This is a genomic window from Microbulbifer sp. (assembly GCF_051659245.1).
Taxonomy (GTDB): Bacteria; Pseudomonadota; Gammaproteobacteria; order Pseudomonadales; family Cellvibrionaceae; genus Microbulbifer.
Window position 1 is genome coordinate 27,014 of sequence record NZ_JBOFOC010000176.1, and the last position, 17,697, is coordinate 44,710.

At 61.5% G+C, this 17,697-nt stretch carries 13 protein-coding genes and 1 tRNA gene; 2 read left to right on the plus strand and 12 right to left on the minus strand.

All coding sequences use genetic code 11. The features are described 5' to 3' along the window. Positions 1 to 244 precede the first annotated feature (244 nt). The 11 genes from rplI to rnr form a co-directional block, all read right to left on the minus strand. The gene (rplI, locus tag ACRC0P_RS16810; protein WP_438632455.1) at positions 245 to 691 is read right to left on the minus strand and encodes a 50S ribosomal protein L9; all 447 of its coding nucleotides are present in this window, start codon (positions 689 to 691) and stop codon (positions 245 to 247) included. 36 nt (positions 692 to 727) lie between these two features. Then, positions 728 to 1,558, minus strand: a complete 831-nt coding sequence (locus tag ACRC0P_RS16815) for a hypothetical protein (protein ID WP_438632456.1) — start codon at positions 1,556 to 1,558, stop codon at positions 728 to 730. 56 nt (positions 1,559 to 1,614) lie between these two features. Beyond that, positions 1,615 to 1,845 (minus strand): 30S ribosomal protein S18, encoded by a 231-nt coding sequence (rpsR, locus tag ACRC0P_RS16820; protein WP_067084304.1) that lies wholly within the window; start codon positions 1,843 to 1,845, stop codon positions 1,615 to 1,617. A 12-nt stretch (positions 1,846 to 1,857) separates the two neighbouring features. Next, positions 1,858 to 2,316, minus strand: a complete 459-nt coding sequence (rpsF, locus tag ACRC0P_RS16825; RefSeq protein ID WP_438632457.1) for a 30S ribosomal protein S6 — start codon at positions 2,314 to 2,316, stop codon at positions 1,858 to 1,860. 212 nt (positions 2,317 to 2,528) lie between these two features. Beyond that, the gene (locus tag ACRC0P_RS16830) at positions 2,529 to 3,227 is read right to left on the minus strand and encodes a hypothetical protein (RefSeq protein WP_438632458.1); all 699 of its coding nucleotides are present in this window, start codon (positions 3,225 to 3,227) and stop codon (positions 2,529 to 2,531) included. A 759-nt stretch (positions 3,228 to 3,986) separates the two neighbouring features. Further along, complete coding sequence (locus ACRC0P_RS16835; RefSeq protein WP_438632459.1) at positions 3,987 to 5,297, minus strand: tetratricopeptide repeat protein; 1,311 nt, start codon at positions 5,295 to 5,297, stop codon at positions 3,987 to 3,989. Between the two features lie 104 nt (positions 5,298 to 5,401). Continuing rightward, positions 5,402 to 5,929 carry a hypothetical protein gene (locus tag ACRC0P_RS16840; RefSeq protein ID WP_438632460.1) on the minus strand — a complete coding sequence of 176 codons (528 nt, stop codon included), beginning with the start codon at positions 5,927 to 5,929 and terminating at the stop codon, positions 5,402 to 5,404. A 39-nt stretch (positions 5,930 to 5,968) separates the two neighbouring features. Next, positions 5,969 to 6,598 (minus strand): hypothetical protein, encoded by a 630-nt coding sequence (locus ACRC0P_RS16845; protein ID WP_438632461.1) that lies wholly within the window; start codon positions 6,596 to 6,598, stop codon positions 5,969 to 5,971. 20 nt (positions 6,599 to 6,618) lie between these two features. Then, positions 6,619 to 7,188, minus strand: coding sequence for an RNA polymerase sigma factor (locus ACRC0P_RS16850; RefSeq protein ID WP_438632462.1), 570 nt, complete (start codon positions 7,186 to 7,188; stop codon positions 6,619 to 6,621). Positions 7,189 to 7,864: 676 nt separating this feature from the next. After that, positions 7,865 to 8,623 carry a 23S rRNA (guanosine(2251)-2'-O)-methyltransferase RlmB gene (rlmB, locus tag ACRC0P_RS16855; RefSeq protein ID WP_438632463.1) on the minus strand — a complete coding sequence of 253 codons (759 nt, stop codon included), beginning with the start codon at positions 8,621 to 8,623 and terminating at the stop codon, positions 7,865 to 7,867. A gap of 302 nt (positions 8,624 to 8,925) precedes the next feature. Then, entirely contained in the window at positions 8,926 to 11,424 is a 2,499-nt protein-coding gene (rnr, locus tag ACRC0P_RS16860) for a ribonuclease R (RefSeq protein ID WP_438632464.1), read from the minus strand. Between the two features lie 262 nt (positions 11,425 to 11,686). Between rnr and ACRC0P_RS16865 the strand changes: the two genes are divergently transcribed. After that, positions 11,687 to 11,773, plus strand: a tRNA-Leu gene (locus ACRC0P_RS16865). A gap of 297 nt (positions 11,774 to 12,070) precedes the next feature. Here the strand turns inward: ACRC0P_RS16865 and ppc are convergent. After that, positions 12,071 to 14,734: a phosphoenolpyruvate carboxylase gene (ppc, locus tag ACRC0P_RS16870; protein ID WP_438632465.1), complete on the minus strand. Its 2,664-nt coding sequence runs from the start codon at positions 14,732 to 14,734 to the stop codon at positions 12,071 to 12,073. A gap of 696 nt (positions 14,735 to 15,430) precedes the next feature. Between ppc and ACRC0P_RS16875 the strand changes: the two genes are divergently transcribed. Beyond that, positions 15,431 to 17,533: an Ig-like domain-containing protein gene (locus ACRC0P_RS16875; RefSeq protein ID WP_438632466.1), complete on the plus strand. Its 2,103-nt coding sequence runs from the start codon at positions 15,431 to 15,433 to the stop codon at positions 17,531 to 17,533. Positions 17,534 to 17,697: the final 164 nt, after the last annotated feature.

Consider the following 17,697-nt stretch of genomic DNA (forward strand, 5'->3'; position numbering starts at 1 on the left):
AGCGGGCGCTGAATCCGCGAAGGAATCAGCGCCCGATTGTAGCGCGACAAATTCGCCCGGAGCGAATTTGGACAGCCGAAGGCTGCCCGCGAAGCGGGCGAGCCACAGGGACGTAGCGAGTCAGTCGCGTCCCTGTAGGAGCGGGCCATGCCCGCGATCGGCCATTCTTCGTAGCGAAAGCCGATCGCGGGCATGGCGGATGGCCGCCCCGCCGCTCCTACAGGAGTAAACAGGCGAGGCCGGTTTACTCGGCTTCGATGATGACCTTGACGGTGGGGGTCACATCAGAGTGCAGCTGTACGTCGACTTCGTACTCGCCCACTTCGCGCAGCGCGCCCTCCGGCAGCTTGACTTCAGCCTTGGTCACTTCCACGCCGGCGGCGGTGATCGCCTCGGCGATATCGCGGGTACCGATAGAACCGAACAGCTTGCCTTCGTCACCGGCCTTGGCGGTGAGGGTTACAGACAGGTCTGCCAGCTTGGCGGCGCGGCCCTCGGCTTCGCCGATCTTGGCCGCAGCGGCCGCTTCCAGTTCGGCGCGCTTGGCTTCGAACTCGGCGACATTGGCTTCGGTGGCGGCCACGGCCTTACCGGTGGGCAGCAGGTAGTTGCGGCCGAAACCGGCCTTCACTTCAACGCGGTCGCCCACGTTGCCCAGTTTGCCGACTTTATCGAGCAGAATAACTTCCATCTCGGTTTCCTCAATTTCAATTTTGTGCGGGACCGCCTATTTGGCGGCGCGCCCGCGAATATCTATCCAGCTATCTATCAGCGCCAGCCCACAAAGGAAGCCAGCCAGCGGCAGTGCCGCGATTACCAGCATCACATACAGGGCCACCAGCGGTCCCCTGCCCCAGCCGCGCCTTGCCACCAGCCAGTGGATCAGGGCGATGCCGGCCACGACCATCGGAAAGGCGACCACCGCCCCCCAGAACACCAGGCCCTCGCTCACCAGGCCGAAGACCCACAGCAGCATTCCCGCAGCCGCCAGCGGCAGGGGCATGCGCAACTGGTGAAACTCCTGGCGAAAACCTCCGGGGTTGTACAGCAGCGCTTGCCACCAGCGGCCCAGCACCAGGGCCAGGGCCACAGTGATCGCCGACACCCAGCTGAGGTAGCCGGTGGCCAGGGGCTCGCTGCCGAACACCTGGCGCAACTGCTCCGCCTGGCCGCCGCCGGAGGCCTCCGCGGCTTCCAGCAGGCTCTGCAGCAGACCGCCACTAAAGTGGGCGGTGAGCAGAATTCCCGCTGCCGCCACCGCGGTGACCCCCACCAGCGCCGCACCCCAGGAGCGGGTGCCGCGCAACAACATCGCGCCGCAGAAGACCGCGGCGAAATGACTGGCGGCGAGGCCGGTCATCAGCGGCGACATATAACCGCTCAGGCCCGCGGCAATCACCGGCAGCAGGGCCCAGGCCAGGACCATCAGGCCTTCGCTGCCGCCGCGACGCAGGCTCACCAGAGCCAGCGCCGCCGGGCTGATCAGCGGTATACCCACCATAGTGATGAGCACCGCGCGCACACGCCCGCGCATGATGAATTCGGCCAGGGCGCGCACGACTAGATAGCTTCTCTTGTAAAACGTCTAAGTCCGAAAACCTCTGGTTCCCGGGCTCAGGCCTCGTGGCTGTCCGTGTACGGCAGCAGGGCCAGATAGCGGGCGCGCTTGACCGCGGTGGCCAGCTGACGCTGATACTTGGCTTTGGTGCCGGTGATACGGCTCGGAACAATCTTGCCGGTTTCGGAAACGTAGGCTTTCAGGGTATCGAGATCCTTGTAGTCGATACGCTTGACGCCTTCGGCGGTGAAACGGCAGAACTTGCGACGACGGAAAAAACGTGCCATCTGATAATCCCCTTACTCTTCGTCTTCGGCGGTATCGGAAGATGTTGCTTCCGCTTCATCGGAGGAAGGTTTTTCTTCCTGCTCGGTGCGCTCGCGGCGTTCAGTGCGTTCGCCGCGCTCCGCGCGTGCGGCCTTGCGCTCGCGGCTCTCTTTCTCCGCCTTCATGATCGGGCTTTCTTCGCTGATCGCCTCGTCTTCGCGCATCACCAGGTTGCGGATGATCGCATCGTTGTAACGGAAGTTGGTGGTCAGCTCGGCCAGTGCCTCTTCGCCGCACTCGACGTTCATCAGCACATAGTGCGCTTTGTGGATCTTGTTGATCGGGTAAGCCAGACGGCGGCGGCCCCAGTCTTCCAGGCGGTGGACCTGACCACCGCTGTCCTTGATGGTCGCGCTGTAGCGCTCCACCATACCGGGCACCTGCTCGCTCTGGTCGGGATGGACCAGGAATACAATTTCGTAATGACGCATTTTCGCTCCTTACGGGTTAAACAGCCTCCCGGACAATCCAGTGAGGCAAGGAGAACAACGGACCTTTTGAGGGGCACATTGCGGGCGGCGTATTCTATGCACTCCCCCCGCTGCTTGCAAGTTGATCAATTCCCCCGGGAGGCCGCCCCAAACACAAAAACGGCCGGGCGCAACCGCCCGGCCATTCATACTGCGGGTCTCTGCTTCCGGTATCAGCCAGCTGAAGCTGCCTCCCCGGCATCGTCCATGGCGTCTTCGGCTGCTTCGTCGGCATCCTCCAGCGCCTCTTCAGCAGCTTCTTCAGCGGCGTCCTGAGCCTCCTCGGCAGCTTCTTCGGCAGCTTCTTCAGCGGCGTCCTGAGCCTCCTCAGCAGCGTCTTCAGCGGCTTCCTGTGCCTCTTTGGCAGCTTCTTCGGCAGCCTCCAGGGCTTCTTCGGCGGTCTCCCGGGCCTCCTCGGCAGCTTCTTCGGCGGCCTCCCGCGCCTCTTCGGCAGCTTCTTCGGCGGCCTCCCGGGCCTCATCGGCAGCTTCTTCGGCAGCCTCCCGTGCCTCTTCGGCGGCCTCCCGCGCCTCTTCGGCAGCCTCCCGCGCCTCCTCTTCGGCTTCGCGCGCCTCCTCCGCCGCACCGTCCATATCGTCCAGCGCGTCCTCGGTGGACTCGTCTATATCGTCGCTCTCGAATTCCCCGCGCTGGCGCGCCGCATTGGCGGTGGCCAGACCGAAGGCCGAGGCCTCTTTCGCCACGTCGCTGGCCTCTTCGGGGAGTTCAATCACCTCCACCGCGTCCTCGACACCGCCGTCGGCCTCGACCACAGCCACTGTCACATCCAGGTCGTCGTCAGCAATGGCCGGAACCGCCATTTGCGCGGAGACGAACATCGACAGGACCATTGTCTTCTTGAATATATTCATTTTTATTGAGCCTCATTTTTTAGAAAAAATTTTCAAATCATCGTCGTCGAATCGAAGGGGCTGCCGTACCATCCTGAGTCCCCCGGCGTACTCGCGACAGCCGCACCCGCGGAGGTAGATCAACAGGGCGCTGCTGTTCCGCTCGCGCATCAACCCCAGCCCCCGCCTGCCTGATTGCAGTCCAACCTCGCCTCCTCGACACCGGTTAACACGCTTGGCTGCCGCCAATGGTTCCCGGTGCCAGAGACCTTCAGTCTTTCTTGAAGCGGATTGGGAATACGGGGGCCCGTTGTCGGGGCAGTGAACCGCCGGCTGGAGGGGAAACCGGTCGTAATCCAGAGCCTGACCTGAATGGCACTGACTTAAGCACAAATGGCCTGTGGATAAGCGAAGCGCATCCACCAGTTACAAGGCCTGGGGCGGCGGATGCGCTTCGCTTATCCGCCCTACGGGAGCCGGAAACCGCTTAAGTCAGTGCCATTCGAGCCCGACCTCTTGATAGCTGGCGGGCTGGGTGGGACGCCTTTAGCGGCGGATGACCCGCGCCGTCCCTGGCGCGCGCCCTAAGGGCACCTTCGCCGTCCAAATCCGTTGTCGACGAGTTTGTGAGGCGGGGAGACCGATTAATGAGCGGCGACCTACAGGGATTGCGGTAAAAAACGCAGGGAGCCGTTTTCTGCCGGGGATGTATTCACTGCATGTCCCGCAAAAAAAACCATCCCACCCGGTTGCCGGACATGCAGGGTTATAAAGAGGCTCTCAGAAGACGTATCTCACTCCCAGGCTGGCCTCGGTCTTGTCGTGGGTATAGAGGCCGAAGTTCTCTTCGTTGTCGCTGACAGAGATCTTTCCTGCCAGCTGCAATCTGGGCGACAGTTGCAGCTGGGACCCCAGCCAGGTTTTCACCCGGTCGGCCTGCCTCACCTCGTTCTTCTGTACCCCATCGGTATCGGTCAGACTGTTGCGGCCGTCGTATTCGCTGGCCCGGTACTCGAAGCCGGCGGACAACTCCCAGCTGTCCAGCAGCTGCCAGTCCAGCTCCAGGCCCAGACTGTGCCGGGTGGGGGAATAGCTGTAAAACTCGCCCTCTCCGCCCTCGAGGTCGGCGCGGTCCTCGATATCCAGCCGGTAGAGGGCATTGGCGGTAACCGTCGCTCCCAGCGGGCGCTGCCACTTCGCCTCCAGCCGGTGGCGCCAGCCGTCGAGGTGGGTGTATAGGTCCCCCCCGCTGTAGCGGGCGGGCAGGTAGGCGAGCGTCACCCGGGCGTCGCCGAGGCGGCGCTTAAGCCGGGCGACCAGGGCGGTTTTGTCGGTGAGATTTTCCCCGTCCAGGGAGGTGCGCTCCGCGGCGATACCCAATTCGGTCTGCCAGCTGCCCCACCGCATGTCGCGGGACAGGCCCAGGCTGTAGCTGTTGAGGTCCAGGGAGCTGTACTCCCCATAGCGGCGGCTGAAGCCGAAACCCTGCAGCCGCCAGCCGTCGCTCGCCGTCCCTGAAAGCCGGTACTGGCCCCAGGCAAACAGCTCCGAATAGTTGTCCTCGCCGGTGGACGAGTCCTGTTGCAGCTCCTCCTGCAGCGCAAAGACGTTGTCGTCGTAACCCGCCGAGGCGCTCACCAATCCCAGCCAGGAGGACCTCGGCTTATTGTTCACCGCGCGCGATTCCTCCGGGGCCAGGGCGGCCAGCCTCTTGTCCGCGAGGCGGCGCAGCTTGGCCGATTGCGACCGCTTTGCGACCTCTCGATAGAGACGAACCGCGCGATCTTTGTGCCCCCGTTTCTCCGCCGTCAGCGCCAGTTGGAAATGCGCCAGGTCCCGCCAGTGGGGATCGTCCCCCAGTTGCAGGAAGGTCCGTTCCGCCTCGTCATAGTCGCCAAGCTTGAAATGGGTGACGCCTATGTTGTAAAGCAGCTTGCCGTCGCTGTTGCCGCTCCGCCGCTCCCCCTCGAACAGCGCCAGGGCTTGCTGGTAGTTTCCGCTTTTGAAAGCGGCCGTGCCGCGGCTGAAATTGTCCTGTGCCTGCGCCTGTGCCACCAGCGCCGCCCCCAGCAGCCCCCCTAGAGAAATCATTTTTATCGCTTTTGCCAACATTATAATTTTCCCGCATCATCAAAACGTAAAAAGATGGCTGGGCAAAGAGCTCAGCCATCGAAGCCACTACGAGGGAAGCCGTATCAACTGCCCGGGCGATGTTCCTCCCCCGGATTTCCGGCGTCGTCGATCACCGAGCCCGGATCGATCGGCAGTCTGTCTTTTACATCGCCGGGGATATTGTCCAGTACATCCTCCGGGACATTTTCCGTGCCGCCGCCGGAGAGCGCGTTCTTCACCGCCTCCTCCGCGGCCTCATTGGCGTTCTTGGCGGACTCCCGAGCCGCTTCCCGCGCATTTTTGGCGGCTTCCTTCGCCTGCTCGGCGGCTCCTGCGGCCTCGCCTTCTATCTCGTCCGCCCCCTCTTCTCCGCGCTGGCGAGCGGCGTTGGCGGTGGCCAGACCGAACGCGGCGCTCTCTCTCGCCACCTCGCTGGCCTCTTCGGGCAGTTCGATGGTGTTCACCGCATCCTCGACATTCTCATCGGCCTCCACCACGGTCAGGGTGATCTCCAGCTCGTCGGTATCGACCTCGTCATCGGCCTGCGCCGGAACAGCCAGCTGCGCAGCGAAGAAAAGAGCCATTACCAACAGTTCTTTGTGCACCTTCATCCTATAAACCTCTCAGGTTTTTCTCCGGGGAAAAATTGTTCAAACCTTGTGTACCGGCTCCGCCGCCATCTGGCCGCCGGATTTTTGCCGAACGGGCACCCGGAACCGCTTGCGCGCGCCCCCGTGCTCCACTTCGATCAGCACTTCGCCGACGCTCTCCGCGCCCTGCAACTGCACCGGCAGGGTGAGCCGGTTACTTCCGGCGCTCAGATTCGCCCGCCACTCCAGCTCCTGAACCCCGGGGTAGCCATCCAGCGCCAGGTGGGGCGGCAGCGACACCCGGATAACGGCGCCCTCCAACGGGCGGGCGCTGTCGAGGGATACGCTGACCGGCAGCGTCGAGACGACCTGCGGCGAAGCGGGCTGCGGCGACTGCCAGCGGGGCACCGTCATTATTACCGCCAGCAGCAGACTGGCGGCGGTCGCCAGTTGCCAGCCGCGCAGCCGGGCCTGCGGCTCCACCCGGGACTGCGGAAGCACCGACTGCAGCACCCGTTTCTCGAAACCCTCCGAGGGTTCCGGCGCGGGCATGCCGCGCAGCAGGCGCACCACCCGGAGTTCTTCCGCGTAGTCGCGGCAGTTGGCACACTGGCGCAGATGATGCAGCAGACTTCCGTCGTTCTGCTCGCGCATCAAGTCCAATTCCTGTTTTGCCCGATTGCAATTCATAATCATCTCCTCGCCACCGGTTAACACGCGTGGGCGCCCTCAATGGTTCCCAGCTGCAGCGCCGCTTTCAGTTTTTTTCTCGCACGGTGGAGGCGGGATTTCACGGTGCCCACATTGATTTCCAGGATTTCCGCCACTTCCAGGGCCGAATAGCCCTCCACGTCATGCAACAGCACCACGTCGCGCCAGCCGTCATCCAGCTCTTCCAGCGCCCGGTTCAGGGCCCGCTTCAGTTCCAGCTGATGGAAATGGTTACGCTCATCCAGAAGGTGCCCCTGAAAGAAAGCGTCATCGCTGCTCCAGGAAACGCTGTCGTCGACCGGCGAATTGAGCCGGCGGCGGTAGAGGTCCACGTAGCGGTGATAGAGCACCTTGACCAGCCAGGGGCCCGGCTTGTCCAGTGCGACCAGCTCCTCCAACCGCGGGAACAGGCGGGCCAGCACGTCCTGCACCAGATCCTCCGCCTCCGACTGGTTTTGCGTCCAGCGGTAGGCCATCCGGTACATCAGCTGGATATGTGGGCGCACCAGGGCGGTAAAGCGGTCCCCCGGCGCCGCGCGCCGGCGGAAAATCTGTATCAGGCTCGTCAAGCCATCACTCCTCTCGCGGATTACTCCAATCGACCTGTTAACACGCAGGGCAATCCGGAAAGGTTCCCGAAAATTCAAAATTTTTCAAATAAACTTCAGGGCCAGTGGGGCTTGCACCTGTTCGTCCCTGGAGTCGTAAAGAAAAATTGTTCCAATCAATCGTTAAAATAGGAATTTAATTCTACTAAAGTCTCTGGCCGCGCTACTTTAGCGCCAAAAAAAACTCCGCCGACTTCATTCGCCGGATTTTTGAAAAAATCGGTGTGGCACCAGTGGTAGGCCACCGGACACCGATCTCGGGCCCCATTATCCATAGATGGCGTTTGTGCCATCGTCGGGCATTTCTATCAGTCTGGTATTCGGAGTGGAGAGTATGGATTCGCTGATTCTGCTGCTTGAGAATATCGCCCCCCGGAAGCCTGCGATCATTTGATCCGGCGCTTTCGCGAATCCCCGGACAAACAGCCGGGCCGGACGGCTCCGGAGTGGATCGCAGCAAGAAAACAGTTCCGACCTGAATGGCAAGAGGATTGCGCTGTAGGAGCCTGCTTGCAGGCGAACATTCCCGGTGCTTTGCCGCGACCTCAATTCGCCTGCAAGCAGGCTCCTACAGGAAAGTTCTGTTTAACTTGGTCATTTTGGTCAGGGCCGACCGGCGCCAAGACCAGGGGTAGGTTTAAATTCGCACGCGTTGCCGAACCGCTTCAAACAGACATACACCGGTAGCTACCGAGACATTCAAACTGCTCACCTCCCCGGCCATGGGGATCCTGATCAGGTGATCACAGTTTTCCCGCGTCAGCCGGCGCAGGCCGGAACCCTCGGCGCCCATGACCAGTGCCATGGGGCCTGTGAGCTGGCTCTGGTAGATATCCTGCTCCGCCTCGCCGGCGGCGCCGAAAATCCATATTCCCGCCTGCTGTAACTGCTGCAATGTGCGCGCTAAATTGGTGACGGTGACAAAGGGCAGCACCTCCGCGGCGCCGCAGGCGACTTTTCTGGCGGTGGGTGTCAGGCCGGCGGATTTGTCCTTGGGAGCGATCACCGCGTGTACGCCGGCGGCCTCGGCGGTGCGCAGGCAGGCGCCGAGGTTGTGGGGGTCGGTGACGCCGTCGAGGACCAGCAGGAACGGCGCTTCGGATTTCTGTTCCAGTTTCTGCAAGAGGTCTTTCAGAAAACGCTCGTCGTGAACTTTCGTTTCGCCGGCGCATAGGGCGATCACGCCCTGGTGGTTGCCTTCGTCGCCGACCTTTTCATCCAGGGTGCGGCGGTCGACAAAACGCAGGGGAATATCGTTTTGTTCCGCCTGTTTGAGAATTTTCTGCAGGCGCTGGTCTTTGCGGCCGCGCAGCAGAAGCAATTCCTGTACTTGGTGGGGGGAACTTTTCAGCAGTGCCTGTACGGCGTGGAGGCCGTAGACCAATTGTTGGCTCAAGGTTTTCCTCGACAATTATTGACTGAAGGGGCGCAGGTAACTCAGGGTGATGGGCACGCTACGCTTTGCCCATCCTACGCGCATCTTCTGCGAGTCCCGAGTCTACTTTTTCTTTTTGCCTTTAACGGCCTTTTTCTTCTTGCTCTTGCCGTTTTTGGCACCGGCCTTTTCCGCTTTTTGTGCGGCCTTGCGCGCGGCTACCGATGGGCGCTTGCCGCCCTTGCGGGGCGGGGTGCGTTTGGGGCCGCGCTTTTTGCGCGGTGCCTCTTCCTCCGGGGCGGGTGTTTTTTCCGGCTGGGCCTCTACCGGTTGCGCTTCGGTGGAGCCGACTTTGCGTTTCCGGAAGGGCGTCGTCTTCCCCGGGATTTCCTCGCGCCTGGTCCAGGGGCTGGTCTTTCCTTCCTTTCCTTTCGGGGTTTTTCCGGCGGCGTCTCTGCTTCGCCTTTCGCGCTCGCGCTGGTGCTCCACGGCCATTTCCATAGCGCGCGCACTAACTTGCGGATTCTCTCTGGGCTTTTTTGTTTTTTTTTAGTCTTGCTCAGCAACTCGCCGAAGGCGAAGTCCACCTTGCGCTCTTCGAGATCCACCCGTGCCACCTGCACGGTGACCAGGTCTCCCAGGTGATACCGGGCGCCGCTGCGCTCGCCGATCAGGCGCTGGTGGGCCTGTTCGAAGCGGTAATAGTCCTTGGGCAGGGCGGTGACGTGGACCAACCCCTCCACGTAGAGGTCCTCCAACTCCACGAACAGGCCGAAGCCGGTGACGGCGCTGACCACGCCGCGGTAGACCTCGCCGACATGTTCCTGCAGGTATTCGCATTTGAGCCAGCTGACCACGTCGCGGGTGGCGTCGTCGGCGCGGCGCTCGGTCATGGAGCAATGCTCGCCCAATTGGACCATGGCGGGCATATCGTAGGGGAGGATGCGCTCCCGCGGCAGCGCCTTGGCCCCGGGCTCTACGTGGACCTTTTTCGCCACCATGCGCTCGTTGACGCTGCCGTTGCGGACCAGCCAGCGCAGGGCGCGGTGCAGCAGCAGGTCCGGGTAGCGGCGGATGGGGGAGGTGAAATGGGCGTAGGCGCGGTAGTCGAGGCCGAAATGGCCGCGGTTTTCCGGCTGGTACACCGCCTGGTTCATGGAGCGCAGCAGCATCATCTGGATGATGTGCGCGTCCGGGCGCCCCTCCACGGATTCCAGCAGTGCCTGGAAGTCCTTGGGCTGGGGTTCGGCGCCGCCGGGGAGGCGCAGGCCCAGTTCGCCCAGGTACTCGCGGAGGTTACTGAGCTTCTCCTCCTTGGGGGTATCGTGCACCCGGTAGAGCATCGGCAGCTCGGACAGCTCCATCAGTTCCGCCGCACACACGTTGGCGGCGAGCATGCACTCCTCGATCAGCTTGTGGGCGTCGTTGCGCTGCACCGGCACGATGCGTTCGATCTTGCGCTTCTGGTCGAAGATGATGCGCGTCTCGGTGGTTTCGAAGTCGATGGCGCCGCGGCGGTCGCGGGCCCCGCGCAGGGCCTTGTAGAGGTCGTGCAGGTTGTCCAGGTGCGGCGTCAGGGCGGCGAACTGCTTGCGCAGGCCGCTGCTGCGCTTGCCGCGTTCCTCGATCATCTGTCCCACCTGGGTGTAGGTGAGGCGCGCGTGGCTGCGCATCACGCCCTCGAAGAAGCGGTAATCGAGGATGCGGCCGTCGACGTCGATGTGCATCTCGCACACCATGCACAGCCGGTCGACGTCGGGATTGAGGGAGCAGAGGCCGTTGGACAACTTCTCCGGCAGCATGGGCACCACGAAGTCCGGGAAGTAAACCGAGTTGCCGCGGCTGTGGGCCTCCTCGTCCAGGGCGCTGCCGGGGCGCACATAGTGGGAGACGTCGGCGATGGCCACCAGCAGTTTCCAACTGTCGTCCTTTAATGCCTCGCAGAAGACGGCGTCGTCGAAGTCGCGGGCGTCCTCGCCGTCGATGGTGACCAGCGGCAGCTGGCGCAGGTCGACCCTGTGGACCTTGTCCTCCTCCCGCACCTCGTCGGCAATGGCGTCCACTTCGCTCTGCAGTCCCGCCGGCCAGGTGTGGGGGATGCCGTAGTTGCGGATGGCAACATCGATTTCCATGCCCGGCGCCAGGTGGTCGCCGAGCACTTCCGTTACTTCGCCCTGGGGCAGGCTGGTGCGGCTGGGCTGGGTGACGACATCCACCACTACATACTGGCCGTGACTGGCGCCGGCGGTCTTTTCCGCCGCCACCATGATGTCCAGGTTGATGCGCGGGTTGTCCGGGCGCACGAAGCAGATGCCGTTCTCGCGGAACAGGCGCCCGGCCAGCTCCCGGGTGTTGTGCTTGATCACCCGCACCACCGCCGCCTCGCGCTTGCCGCGGAAGCCGCCGGGGGTCTCGCGCACCAGCACTTCGTCGCCGTCGAACACCTTCTTCATCTGGCGGTGGGAAAGATAGAGGTCGTCGCCACCATCCCGGGGGGAGACGAAGCCAAAGCCGTCCCGGTGGCCGATGACGCGACCGCGCACCAGGCTCATCTTGTCCAGCACGCCGAAATCACCGGCGCGGTTGCTGGCGATCTGGCCGTCGCGGGACATGGCGATCAGGCGCCGACGCACCCCCTCGCGGCGGTCTTCGTCGTGGATATCCAGGGCGTCGGCCACCGTCTCCCAGGAGACCGGGCCCGGCTGCTGCTCCAGCAGTTGCAGCAGGTACTCGCGGCTGGGGACGGGTTTTTCGTATTTCTCGGCCTCGCGCTCGGCGTGGGGATCGGCCTGGGTGTGGTGTGTGGGTTTCTTTTGAGTCAAAGCAGCATCCGTTGTTCGAGGTGACCGCCGGTCTGCGGCGGCTCCCGGGACAGGGTCCGGGGATTGGTAGATTGCGACACGGGGCTCGGCCAATAACGGCGCCAAGGGCCGCGGCAGAAGGTCGCATTGCTGGCAGTATAAGCCATTTCCCGCCCTATCCCGACTCCTGCGAACGATGACGAAGCAAACGCAAATTGGCCGTTGACACCCCTGGGGCAAATCTCTATAGTTCGCGACCTCAACGGGGCACACCGTTGAATTTGCCCAGGTGGCGGAATTGGTAGACGCGCTAGCTTCAGGTGCTAGTGGCCTTACGGTCGTGGAAGTTCAAGTCTTCTCCTGGGCACCATATTCAAAAAGGCCGACTCGCGAGAGTCGGCCTTTTTTATTTGGCCCTCGCCACCACTAAGCGAAGGCCCGGGCGGCCCCGCTGCCGGTGGCCATTCGGGAAAAAGCCTGATCGGCACAAATCGGCAGGACAGCCGATTTGGACGCCGTAGGCGCCCGAAGGGCAAGGGCCATGGATGGCCCGAGTCAATCATTTCCCAAATGGCCACCGGCATCGGGGGCTTCGCATCAAACTCCAGTATTCTTCTCCGCCCCCGGAGTGAGTGGTCACCGACTCTCACCAAAACCCCGCACAGCATCATCCGGTGTTGCGCATCCCCGCGGCGATTCCCGCGATGGTTACCATCAACGCACTTTCCAGCACCGGGTCCGCGTCCCGCTCGCGCAGGCGGGCCATCAGTTCCGCCTGCAGCAGGTGCAGCGGATCGGTGTAGGGGTCGCGCACGCGGATCGACCAGCGCATCACCGGGTTGTTGTCGAGGAGGCTGTCGTGGCCGGTGAGGCGGTGCAGTGCTGCCACAGTGTCCGCCAGGTGCTCGCGCAGTGTGTCGCCGAGGCGGATCAGCTCCCCCTCATCCGTAAGCCGCTCCTCATACCAGGACGCGACCCGGGTGTCGGTCTTGGCGAGTACCATCTCCAGCATATCCACAGCGCCTTGAAAGAAGGGCCACTGCTCGTTCATGGCGTGTAGGATGTCGGTTTCGTCACGGCTCCCCAGCGCGCTTTCCAACGCCGCGCCGGTGCCCAGCCAGGCGGGCAACATCAGGCGGATCTGTGTCCAGGCGAACACCCAGGGAATGGCGCGCAGGGTTTCCACCCCGCCGCCGGGTTTGCGCCGCGCCGGGCGGCTGCCCAGGGCCAGGCGGCTGAGCTCGGTTTCCGGGGTTACGGTGCGCAGGTAGGCAACCAGAGCCGGATCGTCGCGCACCACCTGGCGGTAGCCCTCCACCGACACTTCGGTCAGGCGGTCCATTTCCGCGCGCCACTCCGGGCGCGGTTCCGCCGGGGGCATCAGTGTGGCTTCCAGGGTGGCGGCCACATACTGCTCCAGGTTGTAGGCCGCCAGCGAGGGGCGGCCGTATTTGACCCGGATCATTTCGCCCTGTTCGGTGACGCGGATGCGACCGGCCACCGAACCCGGCGGCTGCGACAGCAGCGCCATGCGGGTCGGTGCCCCGCCCCGGGAAATGGAACCGCCGCGGCCGTGGAACAGGGTCAGTGGAATACCGTGCTCGCGGAAAATCGCGGTGAGCTTTTCCTGGGTGCGGAATTGAGCCCAGGCGGCGCCGAGGAAGCCGGCGTCCTTGGCGGAATCGGAATAGCCGATCATCACTTCCTGACCGTCGCTCACACGCTGTTTGTACAGCGGAATATCGAGCAGCGCGCGCATGGTGTCGCCGGCGTTATTGAGGTCGTCCAGGGTTTCAAATAGCGGCACTACGCGCATCGGCTGGCGCACACCGGCGATCTTCTGCAACAGCATCACGGCGAGCACATCGGAAGACGTCCTCGCCATGGAAATCACATAGGCGCCGAGCCCTTCCGGGCCCTGCTCCGCGATCACCTTGCAGGTGTCCAGCACCTCGCGCACGTCTTCATCACAAAGATCGCTGTGATAGAAAGCCTCGTCCACCAGCGGACGCCGGCTCTCCAATTCGCTGAGCAGGAACTGCTGTTTCTGCGCCTCATCCCAGTCCGCGTAGCCACCGAGATCCAGGTAGCGGGTGATGGCGTCCAGCGCGTCGGTATGGCGGGTGGACTCCTGGCGGATATCCAGGCACAGCAGGGTGATGCCGAAACAGTTGAGCCGGCGCAGTGTGTCCTTGAGCTGGCCGTCAGCGACGGCCGACAGGTCCACCGCGCGCAGGGAGCGGTCTATCAGGCTCAACTCGTCGAACAGTTGCCGACCGCTGGTGTAGCCCTCGCCTTCCGGTTCCGGGCGGCCGGCCACCCGGGCCTCCATGCGTGCGCGGGTGGTGCGCAGGTGGTCGCGCACGCGGCGCAGCACCAGCCGGTAGGGTTCGTGGCTGGGGCCGGTATGTGCCAGCAGTTCGTCGCTGGCCCGGTGCATGGACAGGTCCGCCAGCAGGTTTTCCACGTCCCGCAGGTACAGGTCGGCGGCCATCCAGCGGGCCAGCAGCAGCACCTGGCGGGTCACCGCGGCGGTGACATTGGGGTTGCCGTCGCGGTCGCCGCCCATCCATGAGGCGAAGCGGATCGGCACCCAGTCCGCGGGCAGCGGTTCCAGGCCGGCCAGGGCCAGTTCCGCTTCAATCTCGCGCATGCCCCGGGGCACCGCCTGCCAGAGGGACTGCTCGATGGTGGCGAAGCCCCACTTGGCCTCGTCCACCGGCGTGGGCCGCTCGCGGCGGATTTCGTCGGTACTCCAGGCGGAGAGAATCTGTTCGCGCAGGTGACGGCGCAGGTCCTGCACCTCTTCTTCGGTGAGATCGGGCCGGTCCAGGTCGGTGAGCAGGTCGGCGATCCGGTCGTACTTGCGGATCAGGGTGCGACGGGTGACCTCGGTGGGATGGGCGGTGAGCACCAGTTCCACGGACAAGTCTTGCAGCACCGACCTGACCTTATCCTCGCCGACGCCGGCCTTTTTCAGCTCCACCAGCACCTGGCGCAGGCCCCGGTCCGTATCCGGGTCGCCGGGATAGCGCTGGTGATGGCGGTGCAGGCGTTCGCGGTGGCGTTGCTCGGCGATATTGGCCAGATTGAGGAACTGGCTGAATGCCCGCGCCACCTCCAGCAGTGTTTCGTCGTCGAGCGGGTCCAGCAGCTCACGCAGGCGCTTCACCGGCATCTCGCCCTGGCTGCGGCTTTCCACCGCCACCTGGCGGATGGTTTCAACTGTATCGAAAAGTTGCTCGCCGGCCTGCTCCCGCAGTACCGCGCCGAGTTCCTCGCCGAGCAGGCGGACGTCTTCTCGTAGGGGGACGTTTTGATCCCGATTCACAGATATCTTCTCCCTGGAGGAATGATTTGGGACATTTTCGCATATATCCACGGAGAGGGGCCGATCCGGTGTTGGCTAACGGCAAGTATGGACGGGCCCAACGCTCGCAACCATCCGGACTGAGCTTGTGATCACAACCACTACCGCGTCGAGCGAAACGAGAAAGACATCCAGATGATGATGCCGCCTGCTTTTGGCAACAGCTCTGCATTACATACGATTACAGAGACCTAGCACTGCCCCCCCAAATAACTACTCCAATGCTTTGAAGTGGTAGCAACCGATTTCTCTAGTCCAAAGTGCGATTTACCTCACTAATTGCGACTGCGTTGGTGGATATGGCATTTGTCTGTGGGTAAAATCTGTGCTGAATAGCCACGGAGGTGGCAGGAAAACTGCCAGGGAATTGAGATATGCCTGCCAGCATAGCGGCCAAGCAAACAGCTAATTACACCTCCTCCCGGATACACCCAATCCGGCTCTCCTGGTTACAATCGACTGCCGGTAGCGGGCTTCACCAGCCAGCCTTTCACCCTGCCCACAGTCAGTCCTATTTACTGCGGCTGCAGAATATGCATTTTACAAAAATAATCGAATAGCCTCCTTGAATTAAAAAGCAAATACCGGTCTATCAAAGAATACCTTACAGCAACACTATCGAACGGACCCTACACAGTCAGTTGAAAAGGAATAGCAATGTTCACAACCAGTAACAGCATCAGCCAGGGGCTTGAGGGCCTTACCGGCAAATTACCAGTACTACTTCTGACCGCAATGCTGGCGGCCTGCGGGGGCGGGGGCGGGAGCAGTGACAATGGGGGCGGCAGCTCCAGTAGTAGCAGCTCCAGTAGCAGTAGCAGTAGCGGCGGCGGCGTCGATACACAGCCTCAAGCAGTCGACGACACCGTCACCGGCGACGAAGATACCGACATCGTTATCGCTGTGCTGCAAAACGACGATCTTGGAGAAAATGGAATCAGCACACTGGTGGTGAAGACGCCACCCCAATACGGCCAAGCGACGGTCAACGACTCCGGCACACCCGATGACGCAAACGATGACACCATCACCTATGTTCCCAGTGTAGATTTCAATGGTGAGGACAGCTTTACCTACGAAATCTCCGACGCGGATGGAAACGCCTCCGAAGCGACGGTGACGGTGACGGTGACGGTTACACCCACCGCCGAGCTGTCAGCGAGCGCCGCGGCAGGCGGTGACGGCACAAATCCGAAAAAGCTGAAGATAAGCTGGACGATCGATGTGCCCGTCGATCACTATCGCGTTGAAGTCAATCCGGATGGGAGCTCCGGCTTCACAGACTCAGGGTTTGAAGTCATTGCTGGTGACCAGACTGAAGTGGAATTCGAAGTTCCGTTGCACCTTACGCTCTGGGACAGAGCTCGCCTGCAGCTGATTGCACTGGATCAGGATGAGCGAATTATTGAGCGCTCGAATGAAATCGCATTGGATGAGGTGGATACGAGGTCCATGATCGGATACTTCAAGGAAACTTTACCTGAAAGCGATGATGCCACTCCTGATGAATTTCTGAATTTTGGCAGCGCCATATCGCTTTCCGCAGACGGGTCCGTTATGGCCGTTGGTGCCCCGGGGTACGGGAGCAGAAGCTGGGGAGGTGTATACATGTTTTATAAAACGGCGCAGGGATGGGCTTCGTATCTCAATAGCGCGGGAGAGCCCTTACAAACCGAAACGGCAAGAACAAGAATTAGCAATGATAATTTTGGCGAGGTTCTTTCCCTCAGCGCAGACGGAGAATTCCTGGCGGTCGGAATGCCAAGTTCAGGATTGATGCTCGATGGAAGTATTTACACAGACAGGGACAACGGCGCCATTTACTTCTTTTCATACGATGCCAGCGCTGCAGAAAATGAAAAATGGAAACTGCTCTGGAAGGACGCCAATCCGCTAGAGGACGAAAACCGCTACGGGACAACATTAGAACTTTCAGGAGATGGACGAACTATTGTGGTCTCCTCCGGAGATTATTTAAGCACTGGCCTGCGCAGAGTCGATGTTCTGAAACTGGACGGAGCTCACCAAATTTCCAGCAGACAGACAATTTATACGGAGGAAACCACTTATCAACTCAGTGTGGCAGTGTCTGAGGATAGCAGCACCGTGGCCGTAGGCAGCCCCAGCAATAATGAAACTTACCTGTATAGCGCCGATGATAATTATTTAACCAAAGAAACCGTTGTTGGAGAATCACTTGACACAGAAGATTCTTTCGGCTTCGCCATTGAGCTTTCCAGTGATGGCAAAACGCTAGCAGTGGGCGCCAAGGGCGACGACACTTCAGGCGCGGGCATAGATGCAACACATGACAATCTACTACCGAATTCAGGCGCCGCCTACATATTTGAGAGAACAGTCTCTGGCTGGCAGCAATCCGCTTTCATCAAGCCGTCCAACCCCGAGGAAAATGCTGAGTTTGCACAATTTCTTTCACTTTCCAATGATGGCAATAGCCTGGCCATCGGCAGCTATGACGACAGTTCAGGCATAGGCGTCAACCCTGCCCATGATGGAACCGCTACAAAATCTGGTGCTGTATACACTTTCCGTAAAACTGGCGATCAATGGGTTGAAAATAACTTTGTGAAAGCCTCGAATACCGGAGAGTATGATCAGTTCGGCAGTGCTATAGCACTCTCCGAGGATGGCAGCACGATGGTTGTTGGTGCACCTAGGGAATCAAGCATGTCGACAGGGATCGGCGGAGATCAGGAAGATGACAGCAGCGACGGTGCCGGCGCCGTGTATATCTATTAAGCTTTTCTGATCTATCTGCTACGAGCATCTTATTTTTTGTCAACCCTACAGCAAGGCCGACTCACAAGGAATCGGCCTTTTTTAGTCCAAAAAAAGACGAATACCGATAGAAAGTAAATTGCTGAGGAAATTAATGATGCTGCCCATGGCGACCTTCTGGAGGA